The following is a 25,949-nucleotide window of genomic DNA, read 5'->3' as shown; positions in this document are numbered from 1 at the left end:
GCCTGAATCGCCGGTTCCCTGCTGGATGATGTCTGCAGGATCAAGCCCCAGATCAAGCGGTGGTGGAGTGGGCTTCGGGGTATTGGCGATGACCTCCGCCGGTGTCCTTCGACTCCTCGCCCACCGCAGCGGAGACGGCCGAGCACGAGCTCAGCAATAGCCCCGCGACGGCCCACGCTGCCACGGCAACCAAACGGATAGGTGTATGTCCCCCGGATTTCCCCATTCGCTAACCCTAACCGGTGGTTATGCTGCCGAACAGACATGTGGCGCATAGGGTTGGCAGCGTGTGGTGGGAACCGGTTGTCGCGATCCTGGCAGGGCTCCTCCTCGTCTACGCGGTGGCGCTTGTCCTCCTCTATCTCTATGCGCGCAGGAATCCCGAAACAGTCAGCATGCGCAGCGCTCTGCGCCTGCTTCCCGACCTGCTTCGCCTCTTCCGTTCCCTGCTGACGAGCGCCGAAGTACCCGCTTCCGCCCGAGTGCTCGTCCTCGTGGTGCTGGGGTACCTCATCCTGCCGATTGATCTCGTGCCGGATTTCGTCCCCGTACTGGGATACGTCGACGACGTGATCGTTGTCGCCGTTGTTCTCCGCGCAGTCATCCGGCGCACCGGGCCGGAGTTGCTTGCCCGCCTTTGGAAGGGCGACGACGACGGCCTGCGCGTGATCCTCCGCCTGGCGGGGGTCAGGACCCCGAAATGATCCGCCGCAGGTCCTCGACCGGCAGCTTCGGCTTACGATCCTCATCGCACAGCCCGTTGGTTTCTTGGCGCGTGTCGGTCAACTGGGTGTAACAGAACCCAACCAACGACGGCGACGCCCGCACCGCGGAGACAATCTCGCCGACCCGCGCCGCGAAGTCATCCGCGCTCGATGCCGCCGAATACCCCCAACTGTCCTCGAACGGTGTTCCCGGGGCGTAGGACACTCCCCCGAACTCCGTCAGCATCACGGGCTTGTCCCCGGGCTCCTCCCGAAGCACCGAGATCAGCCGTCCTGCCGGCCCGAAGCCGCAGATCAACTCCTCCACCGTTTCCCGGGACCCATACCGGGCACGAAGCACCTCACCGGACGCCTCGTAATCGTGAATCGTCCACAGATCGGAATCGGTGTGCTCCCACCCGTCATTGGAAATCACCGGCCGGGTCGGATCGAGGGAACGCGTCAGGTTCACCAACGCCAACCCGAACGCCTGCTGCGCCGGATCATGAGCCCCGTGCTGCACGCCCCACGACTCGTTCAGCGGCACCCACGTCACCACGGAAGGGTGCGAGCGGTCGCGGAGCACAATGTCCGTCCACTCCGAGACCAGGCGCTGCACCGCCGTCGTACTGAATTCATACGCGCCGGCGGTTTCGCCCCAGATCAGGAGGCCCAACCGGTCGCACCAGTAGAGGAAGCGCGGGTCTTCCACTTTCTGGTGGATGCGGGCGGCGTTGAAGCCGAGGGAGAGGATGAGTTCCACTTCCTCTCGCAGCGCGGCGGGCGACGGCGCCGTGAAGTGCGACGTCGGCCAGTACCCCTGTTCCAGCACCGACCGCACGTAGGTGGGCCGGTCATTCAACAGGAACTGCCCCCGTCCCACGCCGGTGGAGCGTAGTCCGCAGTAGGAGGCGACGACGTCGGACCCGCCTCCCAGCGTCAGCGTCGCGTCGATGAGAACCGGCGACGACGGTGACCACAGCAGCCGCTCATGCGCCTGACCGTTGCGCTGGGCAGGCAGCGAAACCTCGAACGATGCGCGCCGGTCCGTCACCGCCACGGTCTGCCGGGCCAGTTCGGAGCCCTCCAGCGAGAGCACCACCTCGAGCGGAACCGCACCGTCCGGCCGCCGGCTCAACTCGACCTCCACGCCGAATGCACCACGCTGCACGTCCGGAATCCAGGCCACCGAGACCACGTGTTGCTCCGGCACCGCCTCCAACCAGACGGTCCGCCAGATTCCCGTGGTCCGGTGATACCAGATGTCGTGGGGCTCACGTTCCCAGTCCTGCTTGCCCCGCGGGATGGACACGTCCAGCGGATCGTCCTCCGCACGCAGCACGATCACCTGCTCGCCCTCGCCCGCCAGCGCCTCAGTAATGTCCGCGCTGAAAGGCGTCTGGCCGCCGTCGTGATGGGTCACGTGGGTGCCATTCACCCAGACATCCGCCGAATAGTCCACCGCGCCGAAGTGGAGCAGCACGCGCTCCCCCTGCACCGGGAGTCCGGCCTCCGCCAGCGACGGCACCGGAATGCGGTACCAGACCACCGGGTGGTAGCCGGTATCTCCGATCCCTGAATCCGGCGTCTCAGGCGCAAACGGCAGCTGGATTTTCCGGTCGAAGACATCCGCCCGGGAGTGCCAGCCTTCACGCAGGCCAAGGTTGTCGTCGTCGTACGCGAAACCGCAGGCGACGTCGAGTGGATGATGGTGTTCGCGCACAAGCTGCGGCCGCGGGTACGTGCCGTCCTGGCTACTGGCGGTGATCATACGGAAGATGCCTCCTGGTCAGCTCGTGCGGGTCTCGATCTCGACGACGGCCCAGGACAGCGCGGGCAGGTTCAGCCGCAGCTCACCGCCGGAGGCCTTCACGTCGTCGAGCGGCTTCAGCCCCACGTGTTCGCCGCGCTCGAGGTTGTTGGTGGTGAAGCGGTCGGAACCCTCGGGGATCTCGAGTACCTCGGCACGCGTCACACGCACCGCGTCCAGCCCGCGAAGCGCCACCTCGACGTCAGCTGCCTCCTCAAGCGACCGGTTGGCGAAGAAGAACGCAGCACGTCCGGTTTCCTCGTTCCACGTCGCGGAAACGTCCACGAGATCCGTGTCTCCGAAGCGTGCGTTCTCGTACTTGTCCGACTCGACCCGCGTCTGCAGGATCTGCCCCGTCGCGAGCTCGGCCATCCGCGCGAACGGCCAGAAGATGGTCTGGCGCCAGGCCGGCCCGTTCTCCTCGCTCATGATCGGTGCAATCACGTTCACCAGCTGCGCCTGGTTGGCGATCTTCACGCGGTCACCGTGCCGCAGCAGTGAGTTGAGGAACGTACCGACGACGACGGCGTCCGTCACGTTGTACTCGTCCTCGATCACGCGGGGGTGCTCGCGCCAGCCGTGCTTGCCGACCTGGTTGGGACTGTCGACGTCCTCGGGCCGGGTGTACCAGACGTTCCACTCGTCGAAGGAAAGATTGATGTGCTTGCTGTGCTTGCCCTTGGCGCGAACGGCATCCGCGGTGGCCACGACTGACTCGATGAAGTGGTCCATGTCCCGTGCGCTGGCGAGGAAGCTGCCGGCGTCGCCGTCCTGCTCCTGGTAGTAGGCGTGCAGCGAGATGTAGTCCACCTCGTCGTAGGTGTGGGTAAGGACGGTCTGCTCCCACGCGCCGAAGGTGGGCATGCCGGAGTTGGAGCTGCCGCAGGCAACGAGCTCAAGCGACGGGTCGACGAAGCGCATGGCCTTTGCTGCCTCCTGCGCGAGGCGGCCGTACTCGTCCGCCGTCTTGTGGCCGATCTGCCACGGCCCGTCCATCTCGTTGCCCAGGCACCAGAGCTTGATGTCGAAGGGGTCCTTGTGACCGTTCTTGGCCCGCAGGTCCGACAGGTACGTGCCGCCGGGGTGGTTGGCGTACTCCACCAGCTCGCGGGCAGCGTCCACCCCGCGGGTACCCAGGTTGATCGCCTCCATGATTTCGACGCCGGCCTGACGGGACCAGTCGACAAACTCGTGCAGGCCGAAAGCGTTGGTCTCCAGGGTGTGCCAGGCGCCGTCGAGCCGGCGCGGGCGGGTCTCCACCGGTCCCACGCCGTCTTCCCAGTTGTAGCCGGACACGAAATTGCCGCCCGGGTAACGGACCACAGTGGCACCGAGTTCCTTGACGAGTTTCATGACGTCCTGGCGGAAGCCGGAGTCATCGGCCTCAGGGTGGCCAGGCTCGTAGATACCGGTGTAGACACACCGGCCCATGTGCTCGACGAAGGAGCCGAACAGCCGGCGGGGCACCTCCCCTACGGTGAAGTCCCTGTCGATGACGATGCGTGCGCGTGACATTTTTCTCCTGATGGTTCTTGGGTGGACTGCTGGGATTGTCTAGGTTCCGGCCAGGCCGGTGGTTGCGACGCCGCGGATGATCTGGCGCTGGAAGAACAGGAACACGATGATCAGCGGAAGCGCCGCGAGCAGCGCGGAGGCCATGTTCTGCGCGTACTGGATGCCGAAGGCGCTCTCGATGGTCTGCAGCCCGACGGGCAGCGTGAGCAGCGAGGTTTCATTGGTGGCGATGAACGGCCAGAGGAAGTTGTTCCAGGCGTTGATGAACACGAAGATCGCCACCGCGGACATGATGGGCTTCGAAAGCGGCAGCACAATCTGCAGGAAGACCCGAACCCGTCCGGCGCCGTCCATGACGGCGGCTTCCTCGAGCTCGCGGGGAATCTGGTCGAAAAACTTCTTCAGGACGTAGACCATCGCGGGGTGGAGCACCTGCGGGAGGATGATCGCCCAGTAGGTGTCGATGAGGTTCAGCGCAAGCATCTGGTAGAAGAGCGGGATGATCAGGACCGGCGGCGGGATGATGATCGAACCGACAATGACGCCCATCAGCAGCTTGCGGCCCTTGAAATCGATGCGTGAGAGGGCGTAGGCGCACAGCGCCGAGATCACCAGTGTGATCACAGTGATGCACGCTGAGGTGAACAGCGAGTTCCACGTCCAGGTGGGAAGATTTCCCGCGCTGAGTACTTCGGTGAAGGCATCGAGGGTGAAGCCCGACGCCGGCAGCCAGGTGATCGGCGCGGCCGCCGCTTCCGTTTCGCTCTTGAGCGCTGTGACCGCGGCCCAGGCGAAGGGAATCAGCCAGATCACGGCAAGGACAGCGGTGACAACAGTGGCGAGCACCTTGCCGGTGGAGATCTTCCGTCGGTTCTGCGGCCGCTCGCTGCCGAGGTCGCCGGTGGAGCTGTGGTCGAGTACTGCAGTGGCCATAACTACGCGCTCCTGTTTCGGTTGAAGAAGATCTGGCTCACTGAGACCAGCAGGATCAGGGCAAAGAAGATGAAGGAGATGGCTGCCGAGTAACCCAGCCGGTAACCGGTGAAGCCGGTCTCGAAGACGTACTGGACCAGTGACCGGGTCGAGCCGCCCGGGCCGCCCGCGGTGATCTGGTAGATCTGGTCGAATACCTTCAGCGAGGCGAGTACCTGCAGGATCACGATCAACACAGTGGTGGGGCCAAGCTGCGGCAGCGTGATTGAGAAGAACTGGCGCCATCCGCCCGCGCCGTCCAGGGACGCTGCTTCATAGTGCTGCTGCGGGATGTTTTGCATCGCGGCCAGGTACAGCAGGAAGTTGAACCCCACGGTCCACCACACGGTGGCGATGACAATCGACCACATGGCAACGTTCGGATCATTCAGCCAAGGGACCGGTGCTATGCCGAAGGTGCTGAGGGCGTCGTTGATCAGGCCGAGCTGCGGGTTGTACATCCACAGGAAGAACTGCGAGACCACCGTGGAGGCCAGCAGGAACGGGACGAAAAACGAGAACCGCCACAGCCACTGCGCGGGAAGGTTCATGTTGACAAGGCCGGCCATGACCAGCGCGATGAGCACCAGCGGGATGGTCGAGATCACCGTGAAGTAGATCGTGTTTCCGAGCGACCGCCACATATCCGGATCGCCGAAAGCCTCACCGTAGTTTGCGAAGCCTACAAAGCCGTTGTTGGCGCCGGTGAGGGTCTGCCCGGTGAAGCTCATGTAGAGCCCATGGATGATGGGCCACACCAGGAACATGAGGAAGAAGATCAGGAAAGGCGCGGAGAACGCCCAACCATGAAGGTTGTTCTTGCTGGAGTTCGGGCTTCTGCGCCCGGTCACAGTGGTGCTCATTGTTCGACTCCTTCGTCGGTCCGGGTCAGACGGGATTGGGCTTGGACAGGATGGTGTTCAGCCGGTCAACGAAGGCGTCCCAGCCGACGTCGGGCGCTTCCCTGCCGAGGAAGACGTTCTGCACATTCGCGGCGAAGAAGGTCTGGAAGTCCGACCCGGAACCGGTGAACCAGGCCCGCGGGTCGTAGTTGATGATTTCTGCGGCATTGGCGTAGTGCACCTGCGGTTCAAGGCTGCGGTACTCCTCGGAGTTCACCACCGGCTGGTAGGCGGGGATGTGACCTGCCTCAGCCCAGGACAGTGAACCTTTGAGGATGTTGGCAACGAAGTCATAGGCGGCCGCGCGACGCGCTTCGTCGACGTCGTTCTGGTGCGGCAGCACAAAGGCATGCGAGTCCGCATACGCAGCAGGCGTTCCGAAGAGCGTCGGAATGGTCATGGCGTCGAAGGCGATGCCGGCGTCCTGCATGGTGGGCAGTTCCCAGACACCGCTGAAGAGCATGCCAGAGCCACCCGTCGCGAATTCAGCGATGGCGTTATTGATGTCGGCGCCGCTTGCGCAGATCGTGTCGTCCAGCAGCGAGGTGATGTACGTCAGGCAATCGATTGCGACGTCGCGGTCGACGTCCGCGGGCTGGCCGGAGTTCAGCGCCATTTCGGCGCCGTGCTGCCGGTAGAGCGTGTAGAAGAGGCGCCACATCTGCGCTCCGTCGTTGATGTAGCCGTAGGACAGGCCGTGGCCGCCGGTGACCGCCTGCATTTCGCGCATCGCTTCAAGGAAACGCTCCGGGTCGGTAATCTCCGTCAGAAGGCCGTCGCTGCCCAGCAGCCCGGCCTCGCCGGCGACGTCCGTGTTGTACATGGCAATGAACGGATGCGAGTCGAGGGCGATCGAGAAGATGTCGCCGTCAAGCTCGCCGCTGGCCCAGACGCGGTCCGCGAAAGTTTCCTTGCTGACGTCGCGCTTCGCAAGCTCATCGAGGTCCCACGCGTCCAGCAGGCCGCCGGGTGCGTAGCCCGGGATGCGCGAGGCGTGCATGATGGCCAGTTCCGGGGGACGTCCGCCCGCCGAAGCCATGGCCAGCTTGGTGTAGTAGGGCGTGCCCCAGGCGAGAACGGTGGGAACGACGTCGAAATCGGGGCTCTCTGCGTTCACGCGATCGATCATCGCCTGCATCTTGACCCCGTCCCCGCCGGAGAGCAGGTGCCAGAAGCGCAGGGTTTCCTCACCGGCGGCTGCCGGTCCGCCACAACCGGCGAGGGTGCCGGTGGCGGCGGCCCCACCGAGCAGGGCGGCACCGGTCAGGAATTGTCGTCTGTTCGGGCTGCGCCATCCCGACGGCGGGAGTATCCGGGCGATCTCATTGGGCATGAATCGATCCTCCATTGGTTCGATCAGGGTGCTGCTCGGGTTTACATCGATGGAATACAGATGACTTGAGGCACAAATTTACATCGATGGAAAGTTGTTGGCAAGGGTTGGCCGGATACCGGATGGAGTCAGCACCACATGACTGAAGAAGCCCGGATCCTAGTTCTTCCTGCTGATGCGATCGTGGGTGCTGGCGCGCTCGATGATGCGGTAGTCCACCGTCACAGTCTCTGGCGTGCGGTCGCGATTGGCTATCCGGCGGGCAAGCATGTCGAGGGCCCGCTCGGCCACTTCCCTCCGGTCGAAGGAGACGGTGGTCAGCGGCGGGTTGGCGAATTCTCCGTCATCTATGTCGTCAAAACCGGCCACCATGACGTCGTCCGGCACTCGGATGCCCTTCGAGGACAGCGCGTTCAGGGCTCCGATGGCCAGCGAATCGGTGAAGCAGAAGATTGCATCGGGCAGATCGTGCTGGTCCAGGTACGCGGCGAGCGCTTCGGCGCTTCCCCGCGGAGTCCAGTCATCACACACGATTTCCAGGGCGGTATCCCGCGGAAATCCAAGCTCGGCGAGCCCTGCGCGATACCCCTCTGTGCGCGTGATGGCAGTAGCGGATCTACGCTCACCCGTAGCCCCGAGCACTGCGATTCGGCGGGCACCCTTGGCCGCGAGGAGTTTCGTCATGTCACTAGCGGCAGTGACGCCGTCAACCCAGACGCGGTCAGTGAGGTGCTGGTTCACCTCGCCAAGGAGCACGACGGGCGGCAACGCAACCCCCACTTTCACCGCGCTCTCGTCGAGGACCACCGGGTTGAGGATGAGCCCGTCGATAATGTTGGTTCTTGCTTGCGACATCAGCTCGACCTCCCGCTGCGGATCGTGGCCGGTTTCCTCGATTTGCACCCCCCAGCCCCGCTCATGGGCGGCTTCCACGATGTGGTGCGCAAGATCCGCTGAGTAGGGTGTGCTGAGGTCCGGAAGCGCCAGGCCGATGAGCCCTGACCGGCCGTTCCGCAGGCTCCGCGCGGAGTGGTTGGGAACGTAGTTAAGCTCCTGCATTGCCTGCTCCACGCGTGCACGGGTCCGCGGGGTCACGGAGACGACGCCGGTGAGCACGTTGGAGACTGTCTTGGGCGACACTCCCGCTCGGCGGGCAACGTCCTTGCCTGTGGGGCGCATTACGTCCGCTCACCTCATTCCGGTTCTCGATTAGCCAATTTCAGACCCCGCCTCATGCGTGAAAGCGCTACCTGATTGGCTTGCACACAGGTAATCAGGAAGGCTACAGCGCCGCCTGCCTTGTGATGAATGCAGCCATCCCGGGGACCGTGAAAGCTATGACGCCGTGCTCGGGAGCATATACGAGTCCTTTCGCGATCAGGCTAGCCCTAATGGGGCCGAAGCTTGCAGCACTTCGCCCTAATCTCGACGCAATCTCACCTGAGGAGCTACCTTCGTCGCCGTCCTCTGCCATTGCGCGCAGATAACTTTGTTCGGCTCTCGTAGCGCGGTCCCACCGCGCGCGGAAGAATCCGCTGTCAAGAGCCGCTCTACCTCTGGCTGCACCGACACGGGCATCAGCGTAGGTGATGTTGGGGCCTTCTGCCGCGTTCCAGGTGTCCTGACCGAATTGCTGAAGAAAGTAGGGATACCCGGCACTTTCGTCGACGATCAACTCGACGGCCGCCCTTTCCCAGTCAATCCCATCGTCCGCTGAAGGTCTCGTCAGAGCTTCCACAGCAACGTCTCCACGAAGTTCTTCGATTTTTTCGTAGTTGAAGCGCTCGGCATAGGACTTCGCTTCCGCCAAGACACGCGGGAGACTTGGCAGACCAGCTAGAGCAAAGAGAACCGGCCAATCATCCTGTGCTGCTGCGTGGGCAATGGCGCAGATTGCCACGCGTTCTGCTTGTTCGAGGTCTTGCGCTTCATCGATCAATATCGCGAGGCCAACGTTCTCCTCTTCTGCCGCGTCACTCAGGTCGTGTATGAGCTTCCGAAGGTCCGTCTCGAGAACCCCTGTATCAGCACCTCCGCCGGCAGTGTCAGATAAATCGAGCCCAAAATTCCAAGTCCCCGTCGCGTCATACGATGCTTTGAAGCTCAAGGCCGTCCTCAGCGCCTTCAGCAGACGGCGCCCGGCATTGGGGCGAGCGAGATCAGCGAGTGGCGCATGGAGCGCCTCGCCCAAAGCCTCACGCAGCGACTTGTCCGCTCCGGCCTCCACTTGCGCCACCAGCCACCCGCGCCTCTGGGCAGACCGGCGAAAGTCCGACAGAAGTACAGTCTTACCTACACCACGCAAGCCGTACAGGACGAAAGGTTGAGCTGACCGACCTATTTCGACGCGGTCCAAGGCGACGTTCCAATCAGACCTGGGCTGGTCCCGGCCCACCAATGCTGCAGGTTTTCGGCCGGCGCCCGGAGAATAGGGGTTATAGACCGGATCCATGAGCCTCGAATCTAACAAAATCTTCGAATGTATAGCGAAATACTATACTGCTGAATACTTTCCTACACCCGAACCTCATAGCGCGCCGCTCAACTGTCCAGAGCCGCTCACATGCGCCCGAATTTGGAACGCACCAACGCGAAGATTCCGTAACAGATCAGGCCCACTGCAACGGTAACGAGCAGTGGAGTACCGAAGGGGTAATCCGTCAGTGCCTTCAGGCTGCCGTCGAGTCCCGTCGAGCGGGTGGCGTCATGCGTAATCACGGCGGCAAAGAACAGAACGCCCACGAGGATGAGGGCAATCCCCTTGGCAACATGCCCGATCACACCAAGAACCTCGATGAGAGCCCCCCGGTGAGTGTCTTCAAAGTGCCGTAGCTCGGGACGGAACTTCCGCAGCATCCCCTTGAAGACAAAATAGACACCGATCCCGAACACAGTCCCGCCCACCGCGAGGATCACGAAGATGCCGAAGGGGGAACCCATCATCGAAGCAGTGAAGTCCCGAGTGGACTCGCTCGAATCCACCTCCCCACCGAAGGCGAACCGGGCGAACGTGAAGGACATGCTGCCGTAGATGATGCTCAGCGATCCTGAGGAGATGGTCTTCGATAGCTGCTCGCCGGTCGGAAGGTGCCGTGCACGTAACGTGGCTTCGCTCAGCTGCCAGGCGGCGAGTCCGAAGCAGCCGATGGCACACGCCCACATGGTCCATGGGCCGGCCGTTCCGCCGGCAAGGCGTTCCAGCGCGCCGGTTGGTTCGGCCTCGCCGTTCCCCCCGAATGCGATCTGCAGCGCGATGATTCCGATCAGGATATGCACCACGGCGAGAACGCCGAATCCGAAGCGGGCGGCGACGTCCAGCGCCTTATGGTCTGACACCTCTTCCGCGGCATCCGCGGCCTCCCGTGCCAGAGAGTTTTCGTCCGTCGACATTCCCGCTCCTGCGTTTTCCTGAGATTTTCAGGGTACAACCGTAGAACGGTTCCGGTGTGCGGAACCGGAACGGCTGAACCGGCAGACGCGGACGGTGAGCAACCTGTGAGCCGCCGGCGAACAGCGGGTGGGAACTCCCGACCCAAAGCTCAGGTTAAGTTCTGTGATGACAACGGATGAGACGAATGGCCGCACGCGCCGCAGACTTCTCGTGGGGTTCCTGTTGCTTGGGCTGTTCGCGTCGGCCGCGGTGCTCCTCGGGCCGGGCCTGCTCGGCGCCCTGCGCGCGGGAGGCGGTTCTTTGCCAGGACTCTCGGAGTGCACGGTCGAGACCGCGGAGGGAGAAGTCGTGCTCAGCCGGAATGAAGCGCAGCTGGCCACGACGGCCGTAGCGCTCCTGGCCCGTGGGCTGGAGGCCCCGGACACCTCCGGTATCGACGAGGCGGTGTTGCAGCGGCTTGCTGACGGACCGTCGGAGGACGCTGGACCGAGCCTGAGCTGCCGGGGCTCAGCTGCCAGTGACCTAGCGGAACAGCAGTTGACGGCCACCGGCCTCACACCGAGAGCCGAACAGGTGCGTACAGCGATGGCGGAGGTGTTCGGTGACCAGAGCCTGGGCGGATTCGCTCCGGGCGGAGTGGGCCAGGGGCACGGGGCGGACTCGACTCACTATGACGGCCGGGCCATTGACGTCTTCTTCCGCCCAGTCATCGAGGAGAACCGGCGTGAGGGGTGGATACTGGCTCACTGGCTCGTAGCTCAGGCCGAGGACCTCGACATCCAATACGTCATCTTTGACGACCGGTTCTGGAGCGCGCACCTCCCGCGGGCAATGGCACGACTACGATTCCCCGGACCCCAGTAACGAGATTCTGCGCCACCTCGACCATGTGCATGTGGACGTGCTTGGCGGAGGTACGAACTAGCGTTGGGTGCCGGCGGCTCTGCGCCGCCAGAACAGGTGATGTGTCACTCCGCTGGCACTGCGAACAATCTCGAGGTGGAAGCGGTCAAGCAGCTCCTCAGGTGACCCCCACAAACGCGATCCCGCGCCAAGTTCAATCGGTGACACCGCTATGTGCTTCGGTCAGCACGGTTGCCGGGTCCGCGTTGATGAAGTGAAACGTGGTGTCTGCGAGCGCGAAGGACGGCCGCTCGTGATGGGTCATCACAAAAACAGGAGTGTGGAAAGGTGGCTCGTCACCCCACCAGCCCTGCCAGTCCTCGTTCTCCCAGGGGCCACGGTGCGGACTGAACTTGTTGCGGCCCATGATCTCGGCCCCGATGTTGTTCGTAAAATCACGGGTGAAGTAGTCATCGAGGCCGCGTGTTCCGCCTGGGTCGGTGCGGTTCGTCCAGCTTGCCGTTGCTCCTGCCCATGCGAACATCGCACCCGGATCCGCGTGCCCGAACGGTCTTTCCAGGCTCTGGCCCTCACCGGACCCGAAGCCGTCGCTGGAAACACCGAAATTTTGGACCCTCAGTAACTGATTCACCTGATACTCCTCACCGTTGCGCCCTCCCCCATCTAGAGCTACCCAGAAACTACCGGCAACCGGACACATCAGCAATGGTCAAGCCGCCGGCCACTCCCCCGTCTCGAAGAACTCCTCCAGTACGGCGAGCGCAGGCGCGGGATCCAGTCCGCGCTCAGCCAGCCAGGCGTCGTCGTTATAGGAACAGGCGTACCGCTCGCCGGAGTCACACAGGAGAGAGACGATGCTGCCCTGCCGGCCCGCTGCCCTCAGCTGCGCGACCAACTGCCACACTCCCCACAGATTGGTTCCGGTTGAGGGCCCGGCGGCGATTCCGGTGACCGACAGGAGGTGGCGGGAAGCGGCGACCGAAGCGGCGTCGGGCACCTGGATCATGGCGTCAATGACTGAAGGAATGAAGCTGGGTTCCGGGCGGGGCCGCCCTATCCCTTCGATCCGCGACGGCTTGCCGACGGCGGCGATACCTCCGGCCCACGTGGGGTAGAACGCAGAGTTTTCCGGATCGACGACGGCAAGCCGGGTGGGATACCGGTTGTACCGGAGGTACCTGCCGATGGTGGCGCTGGTTCCGCCGGTACCTGCGCCAACCACCACCCAGTCCGGCACCGGGGACCGCTCGTGCTCCATCTGCCGGAAAATTGACTCGGCTATGTTGTTGTTGCCGCGCCAGTCCGTAGCTCGTTCGGCGTAGGTGAACTGGTCCATGTAATGGCCGCCGGTTTCAGCCGCGATGCTTTCAGCGGCTGCATACACTTCCGAGGCGTCCTCAACGAAGTGGCAGGTTCCGCCGTACTGCTCAATCAGGGCAATTTTCTCGGGACTGGTGGAGCTGGTCATCACCGCGACGAACGGCAGTCCCAGCAGCTGCGCAAAGTATGCCTCGGAGACCGCAGTGGACCCGCTCGAGGCCTCCACAATGGTGGCGCCCTCGCGGATCCAGCCGTTGACCAGCCCGAAGAGAAACAGTGAGCGCGCCAGCCGGTGTTTCAGGCTTCCGGTCCGGTGCGTCGACTCGTCCTTCAGGTACACGTCGATGCCCCAGTCCCCTGGCAGCGGCAGCGCAAGCAGATGAGTATCAGCTGAGCGGTTGCCCTCAGCCTCGACGCGGCGGATCGCCTCATCGGACCAGTTGCGGTCAGTGGCAGCGGAAATTGTCATACCTGCACCTTACGGATTGCCTACGACAAATGAACGACGACGGTGCTCGGTGAGTGCCGCGGTGATCACAGGTCGAGAACGAACCGCAGGGCTTGATCGATGGAGCGCAGGCGATCGGGATCAACCATCCCCCGGCGAGAAGATAACCGGGTGGTTGACACAACGCGCAACTGGTCGCATCGGGCGTAGGACGTGTGCTCAAGTCCGCTGCGACCAGGGTCAAGTTCGACATGGCTGCGAAGGCCAAAAGCCCTCGAAGTTACCGGAACAACCACGACCAGTTCGCCTGGACCGTTGTTTACGATGTCAACCGACACGACGACGGCAGGCCTGCGAAAAGCTGGTTCGTGGCCGACTGGTTGGCCAAGGTCTACGTCGTGAATCTCTCCTCGCCAGATCAAGCGAGAGTGTCCCACTCGCGCCTCTCGGCCAGATACTCTTCCCAGCGCTCAGGGTCTTCTTGCAGACGCTGATAGTCCTCATTGACCCCGCGCAGGAATTCCTGCCGTTCAAGAGCATCAATTGCTGCGTGCAACACGTCGATGACGGCAGTCTGCCGGGCCTTGGCAAGGGAATGCAGGCGCTCAGAGTCCGGCCTGCGAACCCGGACGGTTGTTGTGTCTGATGTGGCCATACCCACATTGTAGACGAAATGTAGACTGTGGGGTCTCCGGGAATCGAAATTCAGCAGGTCAAGGAAAAAATCCGCGCCGGACGTTTGCGCGGCTCCCAAAAGCAGGCAGGCGAATCCAATACCTCCTGCGCTGCCTACGCCCTCTCGAGCAGCCAGCGAATGCGCGCCCTTCACGCCAGCCTCGCGCAAAACTTGAACGAAGTGAGTCAATCCTGCGTCCAATTGCTGTACCTCCGCAATGCGTCGAGGCTTGAGCGCCGATACCTGAACTATCGCTTCCCCGAAGCCTCGGCTTGAAGCGTCCAGGGGCGCCAGTTCCCCTTCGTCAAGGAGCGCGATGCCGCATGAATTGGCGACCTCGACCACAGCGGTCTCTCCGTCAAACGCCACGTCAGCGACGACTGGCTCCCCAGTTGGTCCCGCGACGGCGAAGCGATACAGCCGGAATCCGCTGGCTACAGCTGCACCCACGCTTCCGTCTCCACCGTCCGCTAGGGGAAGAAGCGTACACTCAACGGATTCACCGCCCGGTCCGCCCTTGATACCCGCTGCCACGGCTGCTGCTACCTCGGTTGCGGTGAGGCTTCCCTTGAACTTGTCAGGCGCGATGAGCACCCGCGCTTTCGTCGACAATCTTGGCTCCTGCACGTTCGCAATTCTTCGGACACTAAAAACGCGGATGGGCGACGACACCCCACAGTCATCGCCCATCAATCGGCCGAAGCTACAGGGAGGCGAGCGTGCGGGTAAGAGCTCTCACTATTGCCTCGGTCACTTCGTCGGTGGAGGCGCTTCCACCGATGTCGCGGGTGATGTGCCCCGCACCAGTAGTCTGCTCGATCGCAGCTTCAACGCGGCGCGCTTCCTCGTGCAGCCCGAAGTGGTCCAGCATCAGCGCTGCGCTGGCGATCGCACCGATCGGGTTGCTGATCCCCTCACCGGCGATATCGGGCGCAGAGCCGTGTACCGGCTCGAACATTGAGGGAAACCGGCGCTCGGGGTTCAGGTTTGCGCTCGCTGCCAGGCCAAGGCTGCCCGCCAATGCGGACCCGAGGTCGGACAGGATGTCTGCGTTCAGGTTCGACGCCACAACAACGGAGAGCTCCTCGGGCCGCAGTGCGAACTTGGCGCTCATTGCGTCAACCAGAACGCTTTCGGTTTCGACGTCCGGGTATTCCAGCGCTACCCGCTTGAAGGTTTCGTCCTAAAGGACCATGCCGTACTGCTGGGCGTTGGACTTGGTGACGCTGGAAACCTTTTTCACCGTGCGGGTGCGGGCGACTCGATGTGGCATTGCTGAGCCGCTCGAAAGACCTCACGCCCGCAGCGCTCGCCTTCCTCAGTGTCGCCGAACAGCACACGCCGACATCCTCCTGACGCCTCCGCTCCCCCGCAAAACCAGGAACGACGACGACGCCACGCGCGCGCCGTCGTCGTACCGTCGCTTCCTAGAGGTGACGGTCAGCGAAGAACTTCATCGCGTCCCGCACAAATGCTGCGCCCTCCCGGCCGCCGTAGTTCGCCGCGAAACGATCGTCCGCGACGTACATGTCACCGAGGCCCAGGAAGTACTCCTTCGAGGGCCGGCCGCCCGACGACGGCAGGCCGGGCACGCCGGACAGCCATTCGTAGTGACGCCGTGCCAGCTCCTGGGCGGCATCGCTGTTCGCCGCGATGCCCTGCTCCGCAGCAGCGGTCCAGTCAGCGCCGAGCTGCGCCGTGCGGGCCTTCCACCCGCTGCGTTCGGTGTCGGTCATTCCGGTCCACCAGCGGTCGCCGGAAGCGTATGCCTCTGCACCCCACCGTTGCTCCACCTCATCCTTGTATTGCGTGTGGTCGAAGCCGTCGAACATGTTTTCAGCCATGAGTTGTTCACCTCCTTCCAGTTGTTCGATGGTCATTGAAACCGACGCGATCTGCCGCGCCAGCCGCTCCTGCTCCTGCCTCAGCAGCTCGAGGTGCTTCTGCAGCGCTCGGGCGGGCTCCATTTCCCTGTTGAGCACGTCCGCAATCGCCGGCAGTCCGAGCCCAAGGTCACGCAGCAGGAGGATGCGCTGCAGCCGGACCAGGGCGCCGTCGTCGTAATAGCGGTAGCCGTTGCTGCCCAACCGGGACGGCGGCAGCAGACCCATCCGGTCGTAGTGCCGCAGGGTGCGGCTCGTGGTTCCCACCAGCCTCGCTACGTCCTGTATCGACCTGTCCATGCGCTCCTCCCGATCTGCTGTCCTCACGGTATAGGTTGACGCAACGTCAAGGTCAACGGTCGACACGCGACTCTCCAGGAGCACTGGGGACGAACAGCTGATGCACCGCAGCGGGCACCTGCCGAATAATGCACAGTATGCTTAGCAATTAGTTGCCCACGGCATATCGATCATCCACGGCGAAGGGAAACACATGGCCGGCTCCCACCTGCACAGCACCCGATCCGGTCCCTGGACGGACGGCCTCGGCCGGACAGCGTCCCGGGCCGCACAAATTCTCCTGATTCTCACCCTTGCGGTGGTCGCGATCTACGGGCTCCTCCAGATCCGTCTGCTCGTGATACCGATCATCATCGCGCTGATCCTCGCGGCAGCCATCGGCCCGTTCGTGAACCTGCTGCGACGGCGGGGGGTACCTGGCGCGCTTGCCACAGCCATCGCGTTCCTTGCGCTGTTGATTGCGCTCGGCGGCATCATCACCATCATTGTGTTCTCCGTCCGAAGCCAGGCTGACGAACTGGTCACCGCCGCCACCGAGGGCCTCGATGAACTGCAGGCGTTCCTCACCAGCGGACCTTTCCCCATTGCACCGGAGCAGCTGGACCAGGCACGAACCGCCATCATCGATTACGCAACCAGCGCGCAGTTCCGCTCGGGCGCCATTTCCGGCGTCTCCGTGGTGGCCGAATTCCTCACCGGCGCCACCCTGATGGCCGTGATCCTCTTCTTCTTCCTGAAGGACGGCAAGAAGATCTGGGAATTCTTCCTCCGGCCGTTCAAGGGCGAGCGCGAGCAGAAACTTCGCCGTTCAGGTGCGCGGACCCTCGAGGTGCTCGGCAGCTACGTCCGCGGAACGGCGATCGTTGCCCTCGTGGACACTGTGGCCATCGGCATCGCACTGCTCATCCTCGGCGTACCGCTTGCCCTGCCGCTCGCCATGATCGTGTTCATCGGCGCGTTCATCCCGCTGGTGGGAGCGACCCTCGCCGGCGTCCTGGCTGCCCTCGTTGCACTGGTGGCCAACGGGCCGATCGTCGCGCTTATCGTGGTTGGTGTCGTCGTCGCAGTCAATCAGCTGGAGGGCGACCTTCTTCAGCCCATCGTGATGGGCAAGTCGCTGCGCCTCCACGCACTGGTGATCCTGCTCGCACTGACGGCCGGAACCATCCTCGCGGGCATCATCGGAGCAGTGCTGTCAGTTCCGATCGCGGCCGTTACCTGGGCAGTCCTGCAGGTATGGACGGCGGAGGACCCGAGGCTTGAGCCACTGAACCCCGACCTTCCACCGGCGGGCTCCGAGCCCACCTGAGCGCGGCTCCGCGCCCAGGCCCAGCAGGCCATCGACCACCAGGATGGAAAGAATGACCACCGAAACTGCGCCACAATCAAAGCTCCGGCAGGGCATCTCCGGCAAGCTGCTTTACCTGTTCATCCTCGGTGACGTACTCGGCGCGGGAATCTACGCGCTCGTAGGTGTGATTGCGGCCGAGGTGGGCGGAGCCATCTGGGTGCCGCTGATCGTAGCCCTCGCGCTCGCGCTGCTGACTGCCGGCTCCTATGCGGAACTGGTGACCAAGTATCCCAAGGCAGGCGGCGCCGCCGTCTTCGCCCAGCGGGCTTACAAGACTCCCTTCATCTCGTTCATCGTGGGATTCTGCATGCTCGCGGCCGGCGTCACCAGCGCCGCCGGGCTGGCGCTCACGTTCACCGGCGACTACCTCTCCGCTTTCATCGCCGTACCGCCCACCTGGGCGGCCGTGGTGTTCCTCGCCCTGCTTGCCCTGCTCAACGCGCGCGGTATCAAGGAGTCGGTTCGCTCCAACGTGGTAATGACCATCATCGAGGTGTCCGGACTCGTGCTCGTCATCGTGCTGGTGGCCGTGTTCCTCGGCCAGGGTGGCGGGAATCCCGGGCAGATCTCCCAGTTCCCGCCCAACGCGAATCCTGCCGTTGCCGTCCTCGGAGCCTCGCTCATTGCGTATTACTCGTTCGTGGGCTTCGAGGTATCCGCGAACGTCGCCGAGGAAGTGCAAAATCCGGCCCGCGTCTACCCGAAAGCCCTTTTCGGTGCCCTTGCCACCGCAGGCGCCGTCTACCTCCTGATCGGACTGGTATCCGCAGCCGCCCTGCCCGCGGATGAACTCGCCGGTTCCACCGCTCCCCTGCTCGACGTGGTGACCGCCACCGGCTTCGGCATCCCGCCGTGGCTGTTCAGCCTGATCGCCCTCATCGCCGTCGCCAACGGCGCGCTGCTAACCATGATCATGGCGAGCCGGCTGACCTTCGGCATGGCTGAGGAAGGCCTCCTTCCCCCGGTGCTCGGCAAGGTGCTGCCCAACCGCCGCACGCCGTGGGTGGCCATTGTCGTGACGACGGCGGTCGCCATGGTTCTGACCCTCACTGGAACCCTGGCGTCGCTGGCCGAGACCGTGGTGCTGCTACTCTTGTTCGTCTTCATCAGCACCAACGTTGCCGTACTGGTTCTCCGCCGGGACCGGGTGGAACACAAGCACTTCCGCATTCCAATAGTGATCCCCATCCTCGGCGTGGCCTCCTGCATCCTGCTGCTCACCCAGCAGTCCGGCGAGATCTGGCTGCGGGCCGCGATCCTGATCGGTGTCGGCGTCGTCCTGTATCTCATCAGCACGCTGGTGACCGGCCGCGGCAAGCGTAAGCCGGAGCCGGAAGCGAGGTAGCGCAGTGACCACGGCGCTGATCGGTTCGCTCGTGATCGCGCTTGTACTCGCGGGACTGCATCTTGCCGCTCCGCGCATCCGGAAACTGCCGTTCGTCCCGGAAAGCGTAACGGGATCCTTCGCCGGCGGACTGGCGGTCGCGTACGTCTTCCTTCACCTGCTACCGGAAATTGCGGAGGGCAATGAGGCAATCGGTGAACTCCTCGAGGACACCATCGAGGTCACGCCGCTCTTCGACCTCGGGATCTTCGTCGTCGCGCTCACCGGCTTCACCGTCTTCTACGGCCTGGACCGCCTGGCAACCTCCCGGCGAACCAACAGGCGACCCGATTCCGGCGGTGTCTACTGGGTGCACCTCGGTGCGTTCGCGTTCTATAACGCCCTCATCACCTACACCATGGCCCTGCGTCTTGAAACCGGCCTGCTCTTCGCCGTCCTGTTCACCATCGCCATGGGACTGCACTTCGTGCTCACTGACCGCCATCTTGAGGAGCATTACCCGCACCGGTTCGCCGCCAGCGGGCGCGTTGTCCTGGCCGGCGCGCTTTTGGTCGGCTGGCTGCTGTCTGCCCTGTTCGCTCCGACGAGCACCGTGGTTGTCGCTATTCTCACCGCACTACTGGGAGGCTCAGTGCTGCTGAACGTCTTCAAGGAGGAACTGCCGTCGAATCGGGGGTCGAGCTTTCCCTGGTTCCTGGCCGGCATGGTTCTGTACTCGGCCCTGCTTGCACTCATTACGGCGGCCGCGGAATGAACGCGAAGCTGGACGCCACCGCCCGGGAGCTTTTCGGCTGGGACTCGCTCCTTCCCGGACAACGCAGGGCGCTGGACGCGGCCGACGACGGCAGGAACCTCCTCTGCGTGCTTCCCACCGGCTATGGAAAGTCGGCCATCTATCAGGTGGCGGCCATGGCCGCCCCGGGAGTCGCCGTCGTCGTTTCACCGCTGATTTCCCTTCAGCGAGACCAGGTCGAGGCCATCAATGAGGCGCTCGGCGAGGTCCGTGCCTACGTCCTGAATTCAACCGCTACGGACGCTGAGGTCGACGAGGCCTGGGCCGCCGCGGAGGACGCCGACGAGGAGCGCCGCGCCAAATTCCTGTTCCTCGCCCCCGAGCAACTGGCGCGGGAGGAGGTGACCGCACGGCTCAAGGCGCTGGACGTGTCCTTCCTCGTGATCGACGAGGCACACTGCGTGTCCGCGTGGGGGCACGACTTCCGGCCCGATTACCTTCAGTTGGGCTCGTTCGTGGAGCGCCTGAAGCGGCCGGTCATCGCGCTGACCGCAACTGCTTCTCCGCCGGTGCGGCAGGAGATCCTGGAGCGGCTCAGGCTGAAAGACGCCCTCGTGATCGCTGAGGGTTTCGACCGGCCAAACCTGCACCTCAGCGTCGAGCAGCACGAATCCGAGCGGGACAAGCAGCTCGCCGTAGTGGAGCAGGTGATGTCTCTGGAGGGCCAGGGGCTGCTATACACGGCAACCCGCAAGCAGACGGACCTGTACGCCGAGCAGTTGCGGGAGGCTGGGTTGAGGGCGGACGCCTACCACTCGGGGCGAAAGAAGTCCGAGCGCACGGCGCTGCACGAAGCGTTCCATGCCGGCGAACTGGACGTAGTGGTCGCCACCACGGCGTTCGGGATGGGGATCGACAAGCCGGACGTGCGATTCGTGGTGCACGCCGACATTCCGGACTCCCTGGACAGTTACTACCAGGAGGTGGGGCGTGCCGGTCGGGACGGTGAGCCTGCCGCCGTCGTGCTTCACTATCGGCCTGAGGACCTTGGTATCCGACGGTTCTTTGCCGCGAAAAGCGTGCGGGAGGACAGCTTGCGCGAGTTGCTCGCTGCCTTCCGGTCGTCGGACGGTGCGCTGGACGCCGCCGGTGTCCGGGAGGCCACCGGGCTGACGCAGCGGAAGCTTTCCGGGCTTCTGAACCAGTTGCTCGAGGTGGGCGCCGTCCGCGAGCGCGGCGGGAAGTACCGCGCCATGGCGGCCGATGCTGACCAGGTGATTGCCGACGTCGTCGACCATCAGAAGCGGCGGCAGGAAATGGACCGGTCACGTGTAGAGATGGCGAGGCAGTACGCGGAGCAGCGGGGCTGCCGGCGGAAGTTCCTGCTCGGTTATTTCGGGGAGGAGCGGGAGTGCCTGTGCGATGCCTGCGACAACTGCGATTCCGGCAGGTCTGCCGAGCAGGACGACAGCCCCGAACACCAGCCGTTCCCGCTGCAAAGCACCGTCCGGCACGATGAGTGGGGCGATGGGGTGGTCATGGGATACGAGAATGACGTCGTCACGGTCCTCTTCGAGGAGCACGGGTACAAGTCGCTCTCCGTGCCGCTCGTGGAGGAGAAGGATCTGCTGACGGCGGTGGGAAGTTGACGGTCAGCGTGAATCAGAGCGAGAGGACGCGTTTTGACCCGGTTGGCCGCCCTCCCGCCGGTCTCGGCGTCTACCGGTGGACCCGGGTGTTGCGGGTTCCGTCATACGTTCTCGCACAAAAATCAACTGCACGGCTACACTTCGGAGAGAACCGCAATGAGCCCGAAAGTGACCCATGGAATCCAACCACAAGATTTCGCCGGAAGATCCGTTCCCGGAAGACCTGACCGCCCTGCAAGACGTCGAAGTGGAAGTGCTCAACAGTCGGATTCACCGAGAGCTTGAGGCCGAGTATGCGGAAGGCCTGCCGGAGCCCGAAACCGAGGCTCGCCTCGAGGAGGTCAACCTGGAGTTGAACCGGCGCGAACAGGAGAGCTGAGCCTCAGCAGGAACAGCGGTCCGGGCCAGAGGGCTTTCGTCTCTCTGGTCCGGATTTCGTTTAACGGAGTGACCTAATCGAAGATATGTTCTAGCTTTAAACCCGGCACTGCGGAAGGTGAAGGGTAATGACGGCGCAACATATCGACGAGGTTCAGCCTGGGTCTCGGTCCCTCAACGAGGAGGCGGACGTCCGCTTCACGTCCCGTGGCCAGCCGCTCGCCCTCCGCTGGAACGGAAGCATCTGGCAGGTGCTGGGTGAGCCCATGCACTGGAGCAGTTCGCGGAGTTGGTGGGAGCCCGGCCCCGCGGGGTTCATTGGACAGGGCAGCATGATGACGCTGCAGTACTGGCGGTTTCAGGCGCAGACCGGCCCGGTGTCCCCCATCCTGGTCTTCGATATCTGTAGCGATCCCCGCTGGGACGGCTGGCGGCTGGTGCGGGTTACCAATCTCGGCTCCGAGTAGAAGGACCTAGGAAGCGAGGAATCGATCATGCGCGCGGATGGCGCTGCCGAAGGCATGGGCGTCACTGATTCCGGACTCAGCGAAAGGCTCGATGACGGCCGTACGCGCGCTGGTGTTCTTTCGCCACGTCCCCACAACGCGGCCGTCCATCACAAGAGCGGCCCGAAACACGCCATTGTTGCTCACCATGATGCGGGAGGCGTATTCGGCTGGAAGGGTCGGAGACCGGTCCGCGTAGCCCAGCACGTACTCGTCATACCCCGCCAGAAGCAGCCCGTCCTGGACCTGCTGCACATCGGCCGCGGCAGGTGAAGCCCAGTAGCTCACACCGTCGTAGACGTACTCCGTGAGTTCGCTGCGGGCAAGGGCCAACCCCCGCTTGGCATCAGCAACGGTGAGCTTTGACCACCAGACGAAATCCTGCACCGTTGCAGGGCCGTGCCCGGTGAAGTAACCCAGAACAAACCGCCGAAGTGCTTCTTCCCGATCCGGCCGGCCGGTTTCCGGCGCCCACTCGTCCAGGAGCACCAGTGCCTGCTGCGTTCCCTGCGGCGGCCCCCAGCAGATGATGCTTTTCTGCGCGAGGTACCAGATGATGTGATAGCCCCGCTGGTTTGCGGTCGAAATCCCTGCCCGGTTGAGCGTCTCGAGGAAATCGTTGCGCTCCAGGGCCATGCCGCCGGCCAGGACCTCCAGCGCCAGATCCCGCGCGCTATCCAGCGTGTACTGGTCCAACTCAAGCTCGCCCAGGCGGCGTGCGGCGGACCTGATCATTCGTTCGGCAGTCAGGCTCAGCATCCAGCGAAGGTCGGCCGGCCGGACAAAATGCAATGTGCCGCGGATGGGGTAGGAGCGCACCACCTCGGCACTGTCCAGAACGGCGAGAACGTCTGTCCGGGATGCGTTCCGAGCGCGTGATCCAATGGCCCACAGAGCCTGCCCGAATTCCTGCGCCTGCATCGCGAGCATTCTGCTGACGGTGCCAACCACACTGGCGGTTGCACCGTCGTCGTTCATGGGAAAGTGGTGTGCCAGGCGCAGCTTCAACAGGTGGTCGCGGGTGATCGGCGTTCCCATGGCTACCAGTATGGTCGACCAGTGGGCGCGGCGCCGCTGGGGCATGATGGGCAGATGGCTTCCCCCGAGCACTCCACACTGCACGTTGACGACGCCGGCTTCTCCTGCGCATACACGCGGCTGGACAACCCTGCCGCTACCATCGCCATCGCCCATGGAGCGGGCGCAGGGATGAATCACCCGTTCCTCACGGGTTTCAGTGATGCGCTGAATGACATGGGATTTGCCGCGCTCCGGTTCAATTTCCCCTACATGGAGCAGGGTCGGCGCTTCCCGGACCGCCCTCCAAAAGCAATTGCAGCCTGGCGCGAAGTTATCCGGCATGCACAGGAGCGCTCCGATGGGGAACCCGTGTGGGCGTGCGGGAAGTCCTTCGGCGGACGGATGGCATCGATGGCCGTTGCGGAAGGCATGGACGCCGCGGGGCTCGTCTTCCTTGGTTACCCGCTGCACCCGCCGGGCAAACCCGAGAAGATCCGCGACGAACACCTCGCCCGCGTCGAGGCTCCGATGCTGTTCCTCCAGGGCAGCAATGACCCTTTCGCGCAAAAGGAGCTCCTTGACGCAGTGGTCGCGAAACTCGGGAAGCGCGCAACCCTGCAGTACCTGCCCGACGCCGACCACTCTTTCGCGGTCAAGGGCGTCAAGCGCAGCCCCGAGGAGATCGGAGCGTCGCTGGCGGGCGCCGTCGCGTCGTATATTTCGCCGGGTGGGTGATCAGGAACGCCGGATGGGTACGGTGAACCTATGCCTGCTCCCGCGAATCTGACCGTCATCCCTGCCGTTGACACCGGCCGCAGCACCCCGCGACCGGCTGTGCTGGTTCTGCCCGGAGGCGGGTACGGCAAGACGTCGGATCATGAAGGGGAACCGGTCGGTGAGTGGCTGGCCGGGCTAGGCATTCACGCCTTTGTGCTGCGGTATCGGGTCGCGCCGCACCAACACCCGGCACCGCTGACCGATGCCAAGGAGGCAATGCTCTGGATCCGGGACGGCGGGCACGGCCTTGCCGTGGACAGCGAACGGGTAGGAGTGCTCGGGTTTTCCGCCGGCGGGCATCTCGCCGCCACGCTATCCACCGCCGCGTCGTGCGAGGATCCGACATTGGACGTCCGCGCCGCCGTTCCGGATCTGTCCATCCTCTGCTACCCGGTGGTGTCGTTCACGGACGCCGTTCATCAGGGAAGCATTGATAACCTGCTGGGCCAGGCGCCGTCGTCGGACATGCTTCGATCACTGTCACCTGAACTGAATGTCACCGAAGCTACGCCGCCGGCTTTTCTTTGGCACACGGCCGACGACGGTGCGGTGCCGGTTGAGAACACCTTTGCCTATGCCCGCGCCCTGGTAAAGCACGGCGTGCCGGCGGAGGTTCATGTTTTCCCCCACGGCCGACACGGGCTGGGACTCGCGCGGGGTGAAGCGGGACCTGAGGAGTGGAGTTCCCTCTGCGCGAACTGGCTGTCCCGGCTCGGCTGGGCCACTCCTGAGCGCTGAACCTATAAAAAAGTTGGGATCTCGCGTCCCCCGGCGTCACACGGCTTCCCTATATTACGAATTGATGAAATCCTAAAGTCCTCAGGCGCGGTGTTGCGCCTCAGCACCAGGAGAGGAAACCGTGGCCGGGAACTTCGAAATCTTCAGGGACGCCGACAAGCTGTACCGCTTTCGACTCGTGGATGATCGCGGCGGCGTCCTCGTCACCTCTGCCGGCTACGGGCAAAAGGGCGAGGCAGTCACAGCAATCACCGCCGTCCGTGAGCACGCAGCCATGGGGCATATTCATGACCGCTCCGACCCGTCCGCACGAGTGCCGCGGGTGCGGCAGGTACGGCGCCGCGCTACCGCCTAGGAGCCGGTTGCGCTTCTTTCTCATCGACCGGTTCTGACGGCGTAGCCCATTCAGAGGTGCGCAGTTGCTGCTGCGTGGACTCCAGAACCTCGCCCAGCAGCATCTTCGCTGTGGCCAGCAGGTCTGCAACGCGCGGGTACGCCAGGCTGTAGAAGACTTGGCTTCCGCGCCGCTCGGACACCACGAGGTGATGGGTCCGCAGGACGGAAAGATGCTGCGAAAGGCGGGACGCCTCAACGCCCATATCGTCGATCAGATCAGTCACCGAAACATCCGGCGAAGCGGAAAGAATCTCGAGAACACGCACGCGCACGGGATGCGCCATCCCTTTGAAGAGGTTGGCCTTCACCTCGTACAGGGGCTTGTGCGCTCCGGGAAAAGCCTCCAAGAAAACCATCATCCTTTGCGAACATGGACCGGGACGATCACAGGATGACAGCCGGTGCAGAGAGAAGGCGCCCGGCGGGGGCCGGAACGGTTGAGCACTTCATCATACCGTCATGTGTTACCCACCAGTAGCTTCTGTCACCACCCGGTTTCTGGATCGTCGGTTGTGTGCCTGCCCGGGAGCGACAGTCCCGAACGCATGCATGCTGTCAGACGGGTTCTTCTCCTACGGGTCCGCGCGGATAATCATCCTCGCCGTAAACGGACTGCGCCTGTTCGACGACGTCGGCCTCGTTCGCTTCGCGGGCTCCGGCCTCGAGCGGCTGCTCGCTCACGTCGTCAGTGGAATCCTCACCGACCGTTTGCTGCTGCTCGATCCGGTCGGCATCGTTGGCCGTCAACGGCTCATTGTCTTCGATCGACACGTCTGGCTCCTCCTCATTCAGAGGTCCGGCAAAGACGGGATGGACCTGTGCCTACGATCATAAGCACGCTTGCTTTCTTTGGGAAGAGACCGACGAGACTCATCTAAAGTGCCCGCGAAACACCCTCGGTGCCTCAAATGAGAATGCCCGCGAAACGGTGACCCTCG

General features: G+C 63.7%; 27 protein-coding genes and 1 pseudogene. 11 read left to right on the top strand and 17 right to left on the bottom strand.

Features of this window, described 5'->3' with window-relative positions:
- Positions 1-287 precede the first annotated feature (287 nt).
- A complete protein-coding gene (locus tag Q0877_RS07740; protein ID WP_299166818.1) occupies positions 288-704 on the top strand; it encodes a YkvA family protein in 417 nt (138 codons plus the stop codon).
- On the opposite strand, the gene Q0877_RS07735 is transcribed toward Q0877_RS07740, so the two are convergent.
- The 8 genes from Q0877_RS07735 to Q0877_RS07700 form a co-directional block, all read right to left on the bottom strand.
- Positions 688-2,475: a glycoside hydrolase family 2 protein gene (locus Q0877_RS07735; protein WP_299166817.1), complete on the bottom strand. Its 1,788-nt coding sequence runs from the start codon at positions 2,473-2,475 to the stop codon at positions 688-690. The two genes, Q0877_RS07740 and Q0877_RS07735, sit on opposite strands and share 17 nt — an antisense overlap.
- Before the next feature lie 18 nt (positions 2,476-2,493).
- Positions 2,494-4,029, bottom strand: a complete 1,536-nt coding sequence (locus Q0877_RS07730; RefSeq protein ID WP_299166816.1) for an alpha-N-arabinofuranosidase — start codon at positions 4,027-4,029, stop codon at positions 2,494-2,496.
- A 39-nt stretch (positions 4,030-4,068) separates the two neighbouring features.
- Positions 4,069-4,962 (bottom strand): carbohydrate ABC transporter permease, encoded by an 894-nt coding sequence (locus Q0877_RS07725; RefSeq protein ID WP_299166815.1) that lies wholly within the window; start codon positions 4,960-4,962, stop codon positions 4,069-4,071.
- A 2-nt stretch (positions 4,963-4,964) separates the two neighbouring features.
- Positions 4,965-5,864, bottom strand: coding sequence for a carbohydrate ABC transporter permease (locus tag Q0877_RS07720; RefSeq protein ID WP_299166814.1), 900 nt, complete (start codon positions 5,862-5,864; stop codon positions 4,965-4,967).
- A 25-nt stretch (positions 5,865-5,889) separates the two neighbouring features.
- Entirely contained in the window at positions 5,890-7,236 is a 1,347-nt protein-coding gene (locus Q0877_RS07715) for an extracellular solute-binding protein (RefSeq protein WP_299166813.1), read from the bottom strand.
- Between the two features lie 159 nt (positions 7,237-7,395).
- Positions 7,396-8,415 carry a LacI family DNA-binding transcriptional regulator gene (locus tag Q0877_RS07710; RefSeq protein ID WP_299166812.1) on the bottom strand — a complete coding sequence of 340 codons (1,020 nt, stop codon included), beginning with the start codon at positions 8,413-8,415 and terminating at the stop codon, positions 7,396-7,398.
- A 103-nt stretch (positions 8,416-8,518) separates the two neighbouring features.
- Positions 8,519-9,688 carry an ATP-binding protein gene (locus Q0877_RS07705; protein ID WP_299166811.1) on the bottom strand — a complete coding sequence of 390 codons (1,170 nt, stop codon included), beginning with the start codon at positions 9,686-9,688 and terminating at the stop codon, positions 8,519-8,521.
- 107 nt (positions 9,689-9,795) lie between these two features.
- Positions 9,796-10,626, bottom strand: a complete 831-nt coding sequence (locus tag Q0877_RS07700) for a DUF1206 domain-containing protein (protein WP_299166810.1) — start codon at positions 10,624-10,626, stop codon at positions 9,796-9,798.
- 166 nt (positions 10,627-10,792) lie between these two features.
- Between Q0877_RS07700 and Q0877_RS07695 the strand changes: the two genes are divergently transcribed.
- Positions 10,793-11,491: a hypothetical protein gene (locus tag Q0877_RS07695; protein WP_299166809.1), complete on the top strand. Its 699-nt coding sequence runs from the start codon at positions 10,793-10,795 to the stop codon at positions 11,489-11,491.
- A 193-nt stretch (positions 11,492-11,684) separates the two neighbouring features.
- Here the strand turns inward: Q0877_RS07695 and Q0877_RS07690 are convergent, their stop codons facing one another.
- The 6 genes and pseudogenes from Q0877_RS07690 to Q0877_RS07665 all read right to left on the bottom strand — a co-directional run bounded on the left by Q0877_RS07690 (position 11,685) and on the right by Q0877_RS07665 (position 16,118).
- Positions 11,685-12,122 carry a hypothetical protein gene (locus Q0877_RS07690; RefSeq protein WP_367182148.1) on the bottom strand — a complete coding sequence of 146 codons (438 nt, stop codon included), beginning with the start codon at positions 12,120-12,122 and terminating at the stop codon, positions 11,685-11,687.
- A 78-nt stretch (positions 12,123-12,200) separates the two neighbouring features.
- Complete coding sequence (locus Q0877_RS07685; RefSeq protein ID WP_299166808.1) at positions 12,201-13,280, bottom strand: PLP-dependent cysteine synthase family protein; 1,080 nt, start codon at positions 13,278-13,280, stop codon at positions 12,201-12,203.
- A gap of 65 nt (positions 13,281-13,345) precedes the next feature.
- A complete protein-coding gene (locus Q0877_RS07680) occupies positions 13,346-13,696 on the bottom strand; it encodes a type II toxin-antitoxin system PemK/MazF family toxin (protein WP_299166807.1) in 351 nt (116 codons plus the stop codon).
- The gene (locus tag Q0877_RS07675; RefSeq protein ID WP_299166806.1) at positions 13,678-14,547 is read right to left on the bottom strand and encodes a glycerate kinase; all 870 of its coding nucleotides are present in this window, start codon (positions 14,545-14,547) and stop codon (positions 13,678-13,680) included. The genes Q0877_RS07680 and Q0877_RS07675 overlap by 19 nt, the downstream gene beginning before the upstream one ends.
- Positions 14,548-14,638: 91 nt before the next feature.
- Positions 14,639-15,196, bottom strand: a pseudogene (locus tag Q0877_RS07670) (isocitrate/isopropylmalate family dehydrogenase); the annotation flags it as partial.
- Between the two features lie 166 nt (positions 15,197-15,362).
- Complete coding sequence (locus tag Q0877_RS07665; RefSeq protein ID WP_299166805.1) at positions 15,363-16,118, bottom strand: MerR family transcriptional regulator; 756 nt, start codon at positions 16,116-16,118, stop codon at positions 15,363-15,365.
- Positions 16,119-16,311: 193 nt separating this feature from the next.
- Between Q0877_RS07665 and Q0877_RS07660 the strand changes: the two genes are divergently transcribed.
- The 6 genes from Q0877_RS07660 to Q0877_RS07635 all read left to right on the top strand — a co-directional run bounded on the left by Q0877_RS07660 (position 16,312) and on the right by Q0877_RS07635 (position 22,041).
- A complete protein-coding gene (locus tag Q0877_RS07660; protein ID WP_299166804.1) occupies positions 16,312-17,427 on the top strand; it encodes an AI-2E family transporter in 1,116 nt (371 codons plus the stop codon).
- Positions 17,428-17,479: 52 nt separating this feature from the next.
- Complete coding sequence (locus tag Q0877_RS07655; protein ID WP_299166803.1) at positions 17,480-18,814, top strand: APC family permease; 1,335 nt, start codon at positions 17,480-17,482, stop codon at positions 18,812-18,814.
- A gap of 4 nt (positions 18,815-18,818) precedes the next feature.
- Positions 18,819-19,568, top strand: coding sequence for a hypothetical protein (locus tag Q0877_RS07650; protein ID WP_299166802.1), 750 nt, complete (start codon positions 18,819-18,821; stop codon positions 19,566-19,568).
- Positions 19,565-21,196 carry an ATP-dependent DNA helicase RecQ gene (locus Q0877_RS07645; RefSeq protein WP_299166801.1) on the top strand — a complete coding sequence of 544 codons (1,632 nt, stop codon included), beginning with the start codon at positions 19,565-19,567 and terminating at the stop codon, positions 21,194-21,196. The genes Q0877_RS07650 and Q0877_RS07645 overlap by 4 nt, the downstream gene beginning before the upstream one ends.
- Positions 21,197-21,371: 175 nt before the next feature.
- Positions 21,372-21,575: a hypothetical protein gene (locus Q0877_RS07640; protein WP_299166800.1), complete on the top strand. Its 204-nt coding sequence runs from the start codon at positions 21,372-21,374 to the stop codon at positions 21,573-21,575.
- A gap of 127 nt (positions 21,576-21,702) precedes the next feature.
- Entirely contained in the window at positions 21,703-22,041 is a 339-nt protein-coding gene (locus tag Q0877_RS07635) for a hypothetical protein (RefSeq protein WP_299166799.1), read from the top strand.
- 6 nt (positions 22,042-22,047) lie between these two features.
- On the opposite strand, the gene Q0877_RS07630 is transcribed toward Q0877_RS07635, so the two are convergent.
- Positions 22,048-23,118, bottom strand: coding sequence for a winged helix DNA-binding domain-containing protein (locus tag Q0877_RS07630; RefSeq protein WP_299166798.1), 1,071 nt, complete (start codon positions 23,116-23,118; stop codon positions 22,048-22,050).
- A gap of 54 nt (positions 23,119-23,172) precedes the next feature.
- On the opposite strand from Q0877_RS07630, the gene Q0877_RS07625 reads away from it, so the two are divergent.
- The 3 genes from Q0877_RS07625 to Q0877_RS07615 all read left to right on the top strand — a co-directional run bounded on the left by Q0877_RS07625 (position 23,173) and on the right by Q0877_RS07615 (position 24,970).
- A complete protein-coding gene (locus tag Q0877_RS07625) occupies positions 23,173-23,835 on the top strand; it encodes an alpha/beta family hydrolase (RefSeq protein WP_299166797.1) in 663 nt (220 codons plus the stop codon).
- A gap of 30 nt (positions 23,836-23,865) precedes the next feature.
- Positions 23,866-24,615: an alpha/beta hydrolase gene (locus Q0877_RS07620; protein WP_299166796.1), complete on the top strand. Its 750-nt coding sequence runs from the start codon at positions 23,866-23,868 to the stop codon at positions 24,613-24,615.
- A gap of 121 nt (positions 24,616-24,736) precedes the next feature.
- Complete coding sequence (locus tag Q0877_RS07615) at positions 24,737-24,970, top strand: DUF1508 domain-containing protein (RefSeq protein ID WP_299166795.1); 234 nt, start codon at positions 24,737-24,739, stop codon at positions 24,968-24,970.
- Here the strand turns inward: Q0877_RS07615 and Q0877_RS07610 are convergent.
- Together Q0877_RS07610 and Q0877_RS07605 are read right to left on the bottom strand one after the other, a co-directional pair.
- Positions 24,960-25,358, bottom strand: coding sequence for a metalloregulator ArsR/SmtB family transcription factor (locus Q0877_RS07610; RefSeq protein WP_299166794.1), 399 nt, complete (start codon positions 25,356-25,358; stop codon positions 24,960-24,962). The two genes, Q0877_RS07615 and Q0877_RS07610, sit on opposite strands and share 11 nt — an antisense overlap.
- A gap of 208 nt (positions 25,359-25,566) precedes the next feature.
- Positions 25,567-25,782, bottom strand: a complete 216-nt coding sequence (locus Q0877_RS07605) for a hypothetical protein (RefSeq protein WP_299166793.1) — start codon at positions 25,780-25,782, stop codon at positions 25,567-25,569.
- Positions 25,783-25,949: the final 167 nt, after the last annotated feature.

Source organism: uncultured Arthrobacter sp., assembly GCF_947495145.1.
In the GTDB taxonomy this organism is placed as follows: Bacteria; Actinomycetota; Actinomycetes; order Actinomycetales; family Micrococcaceae; genus Arthrobacter_D.
The sequence above is the reverse complement of the archived record's forward strand: the minus strand, read 5'-3'. Positions and strand labels throughout refer to the sequence as shown.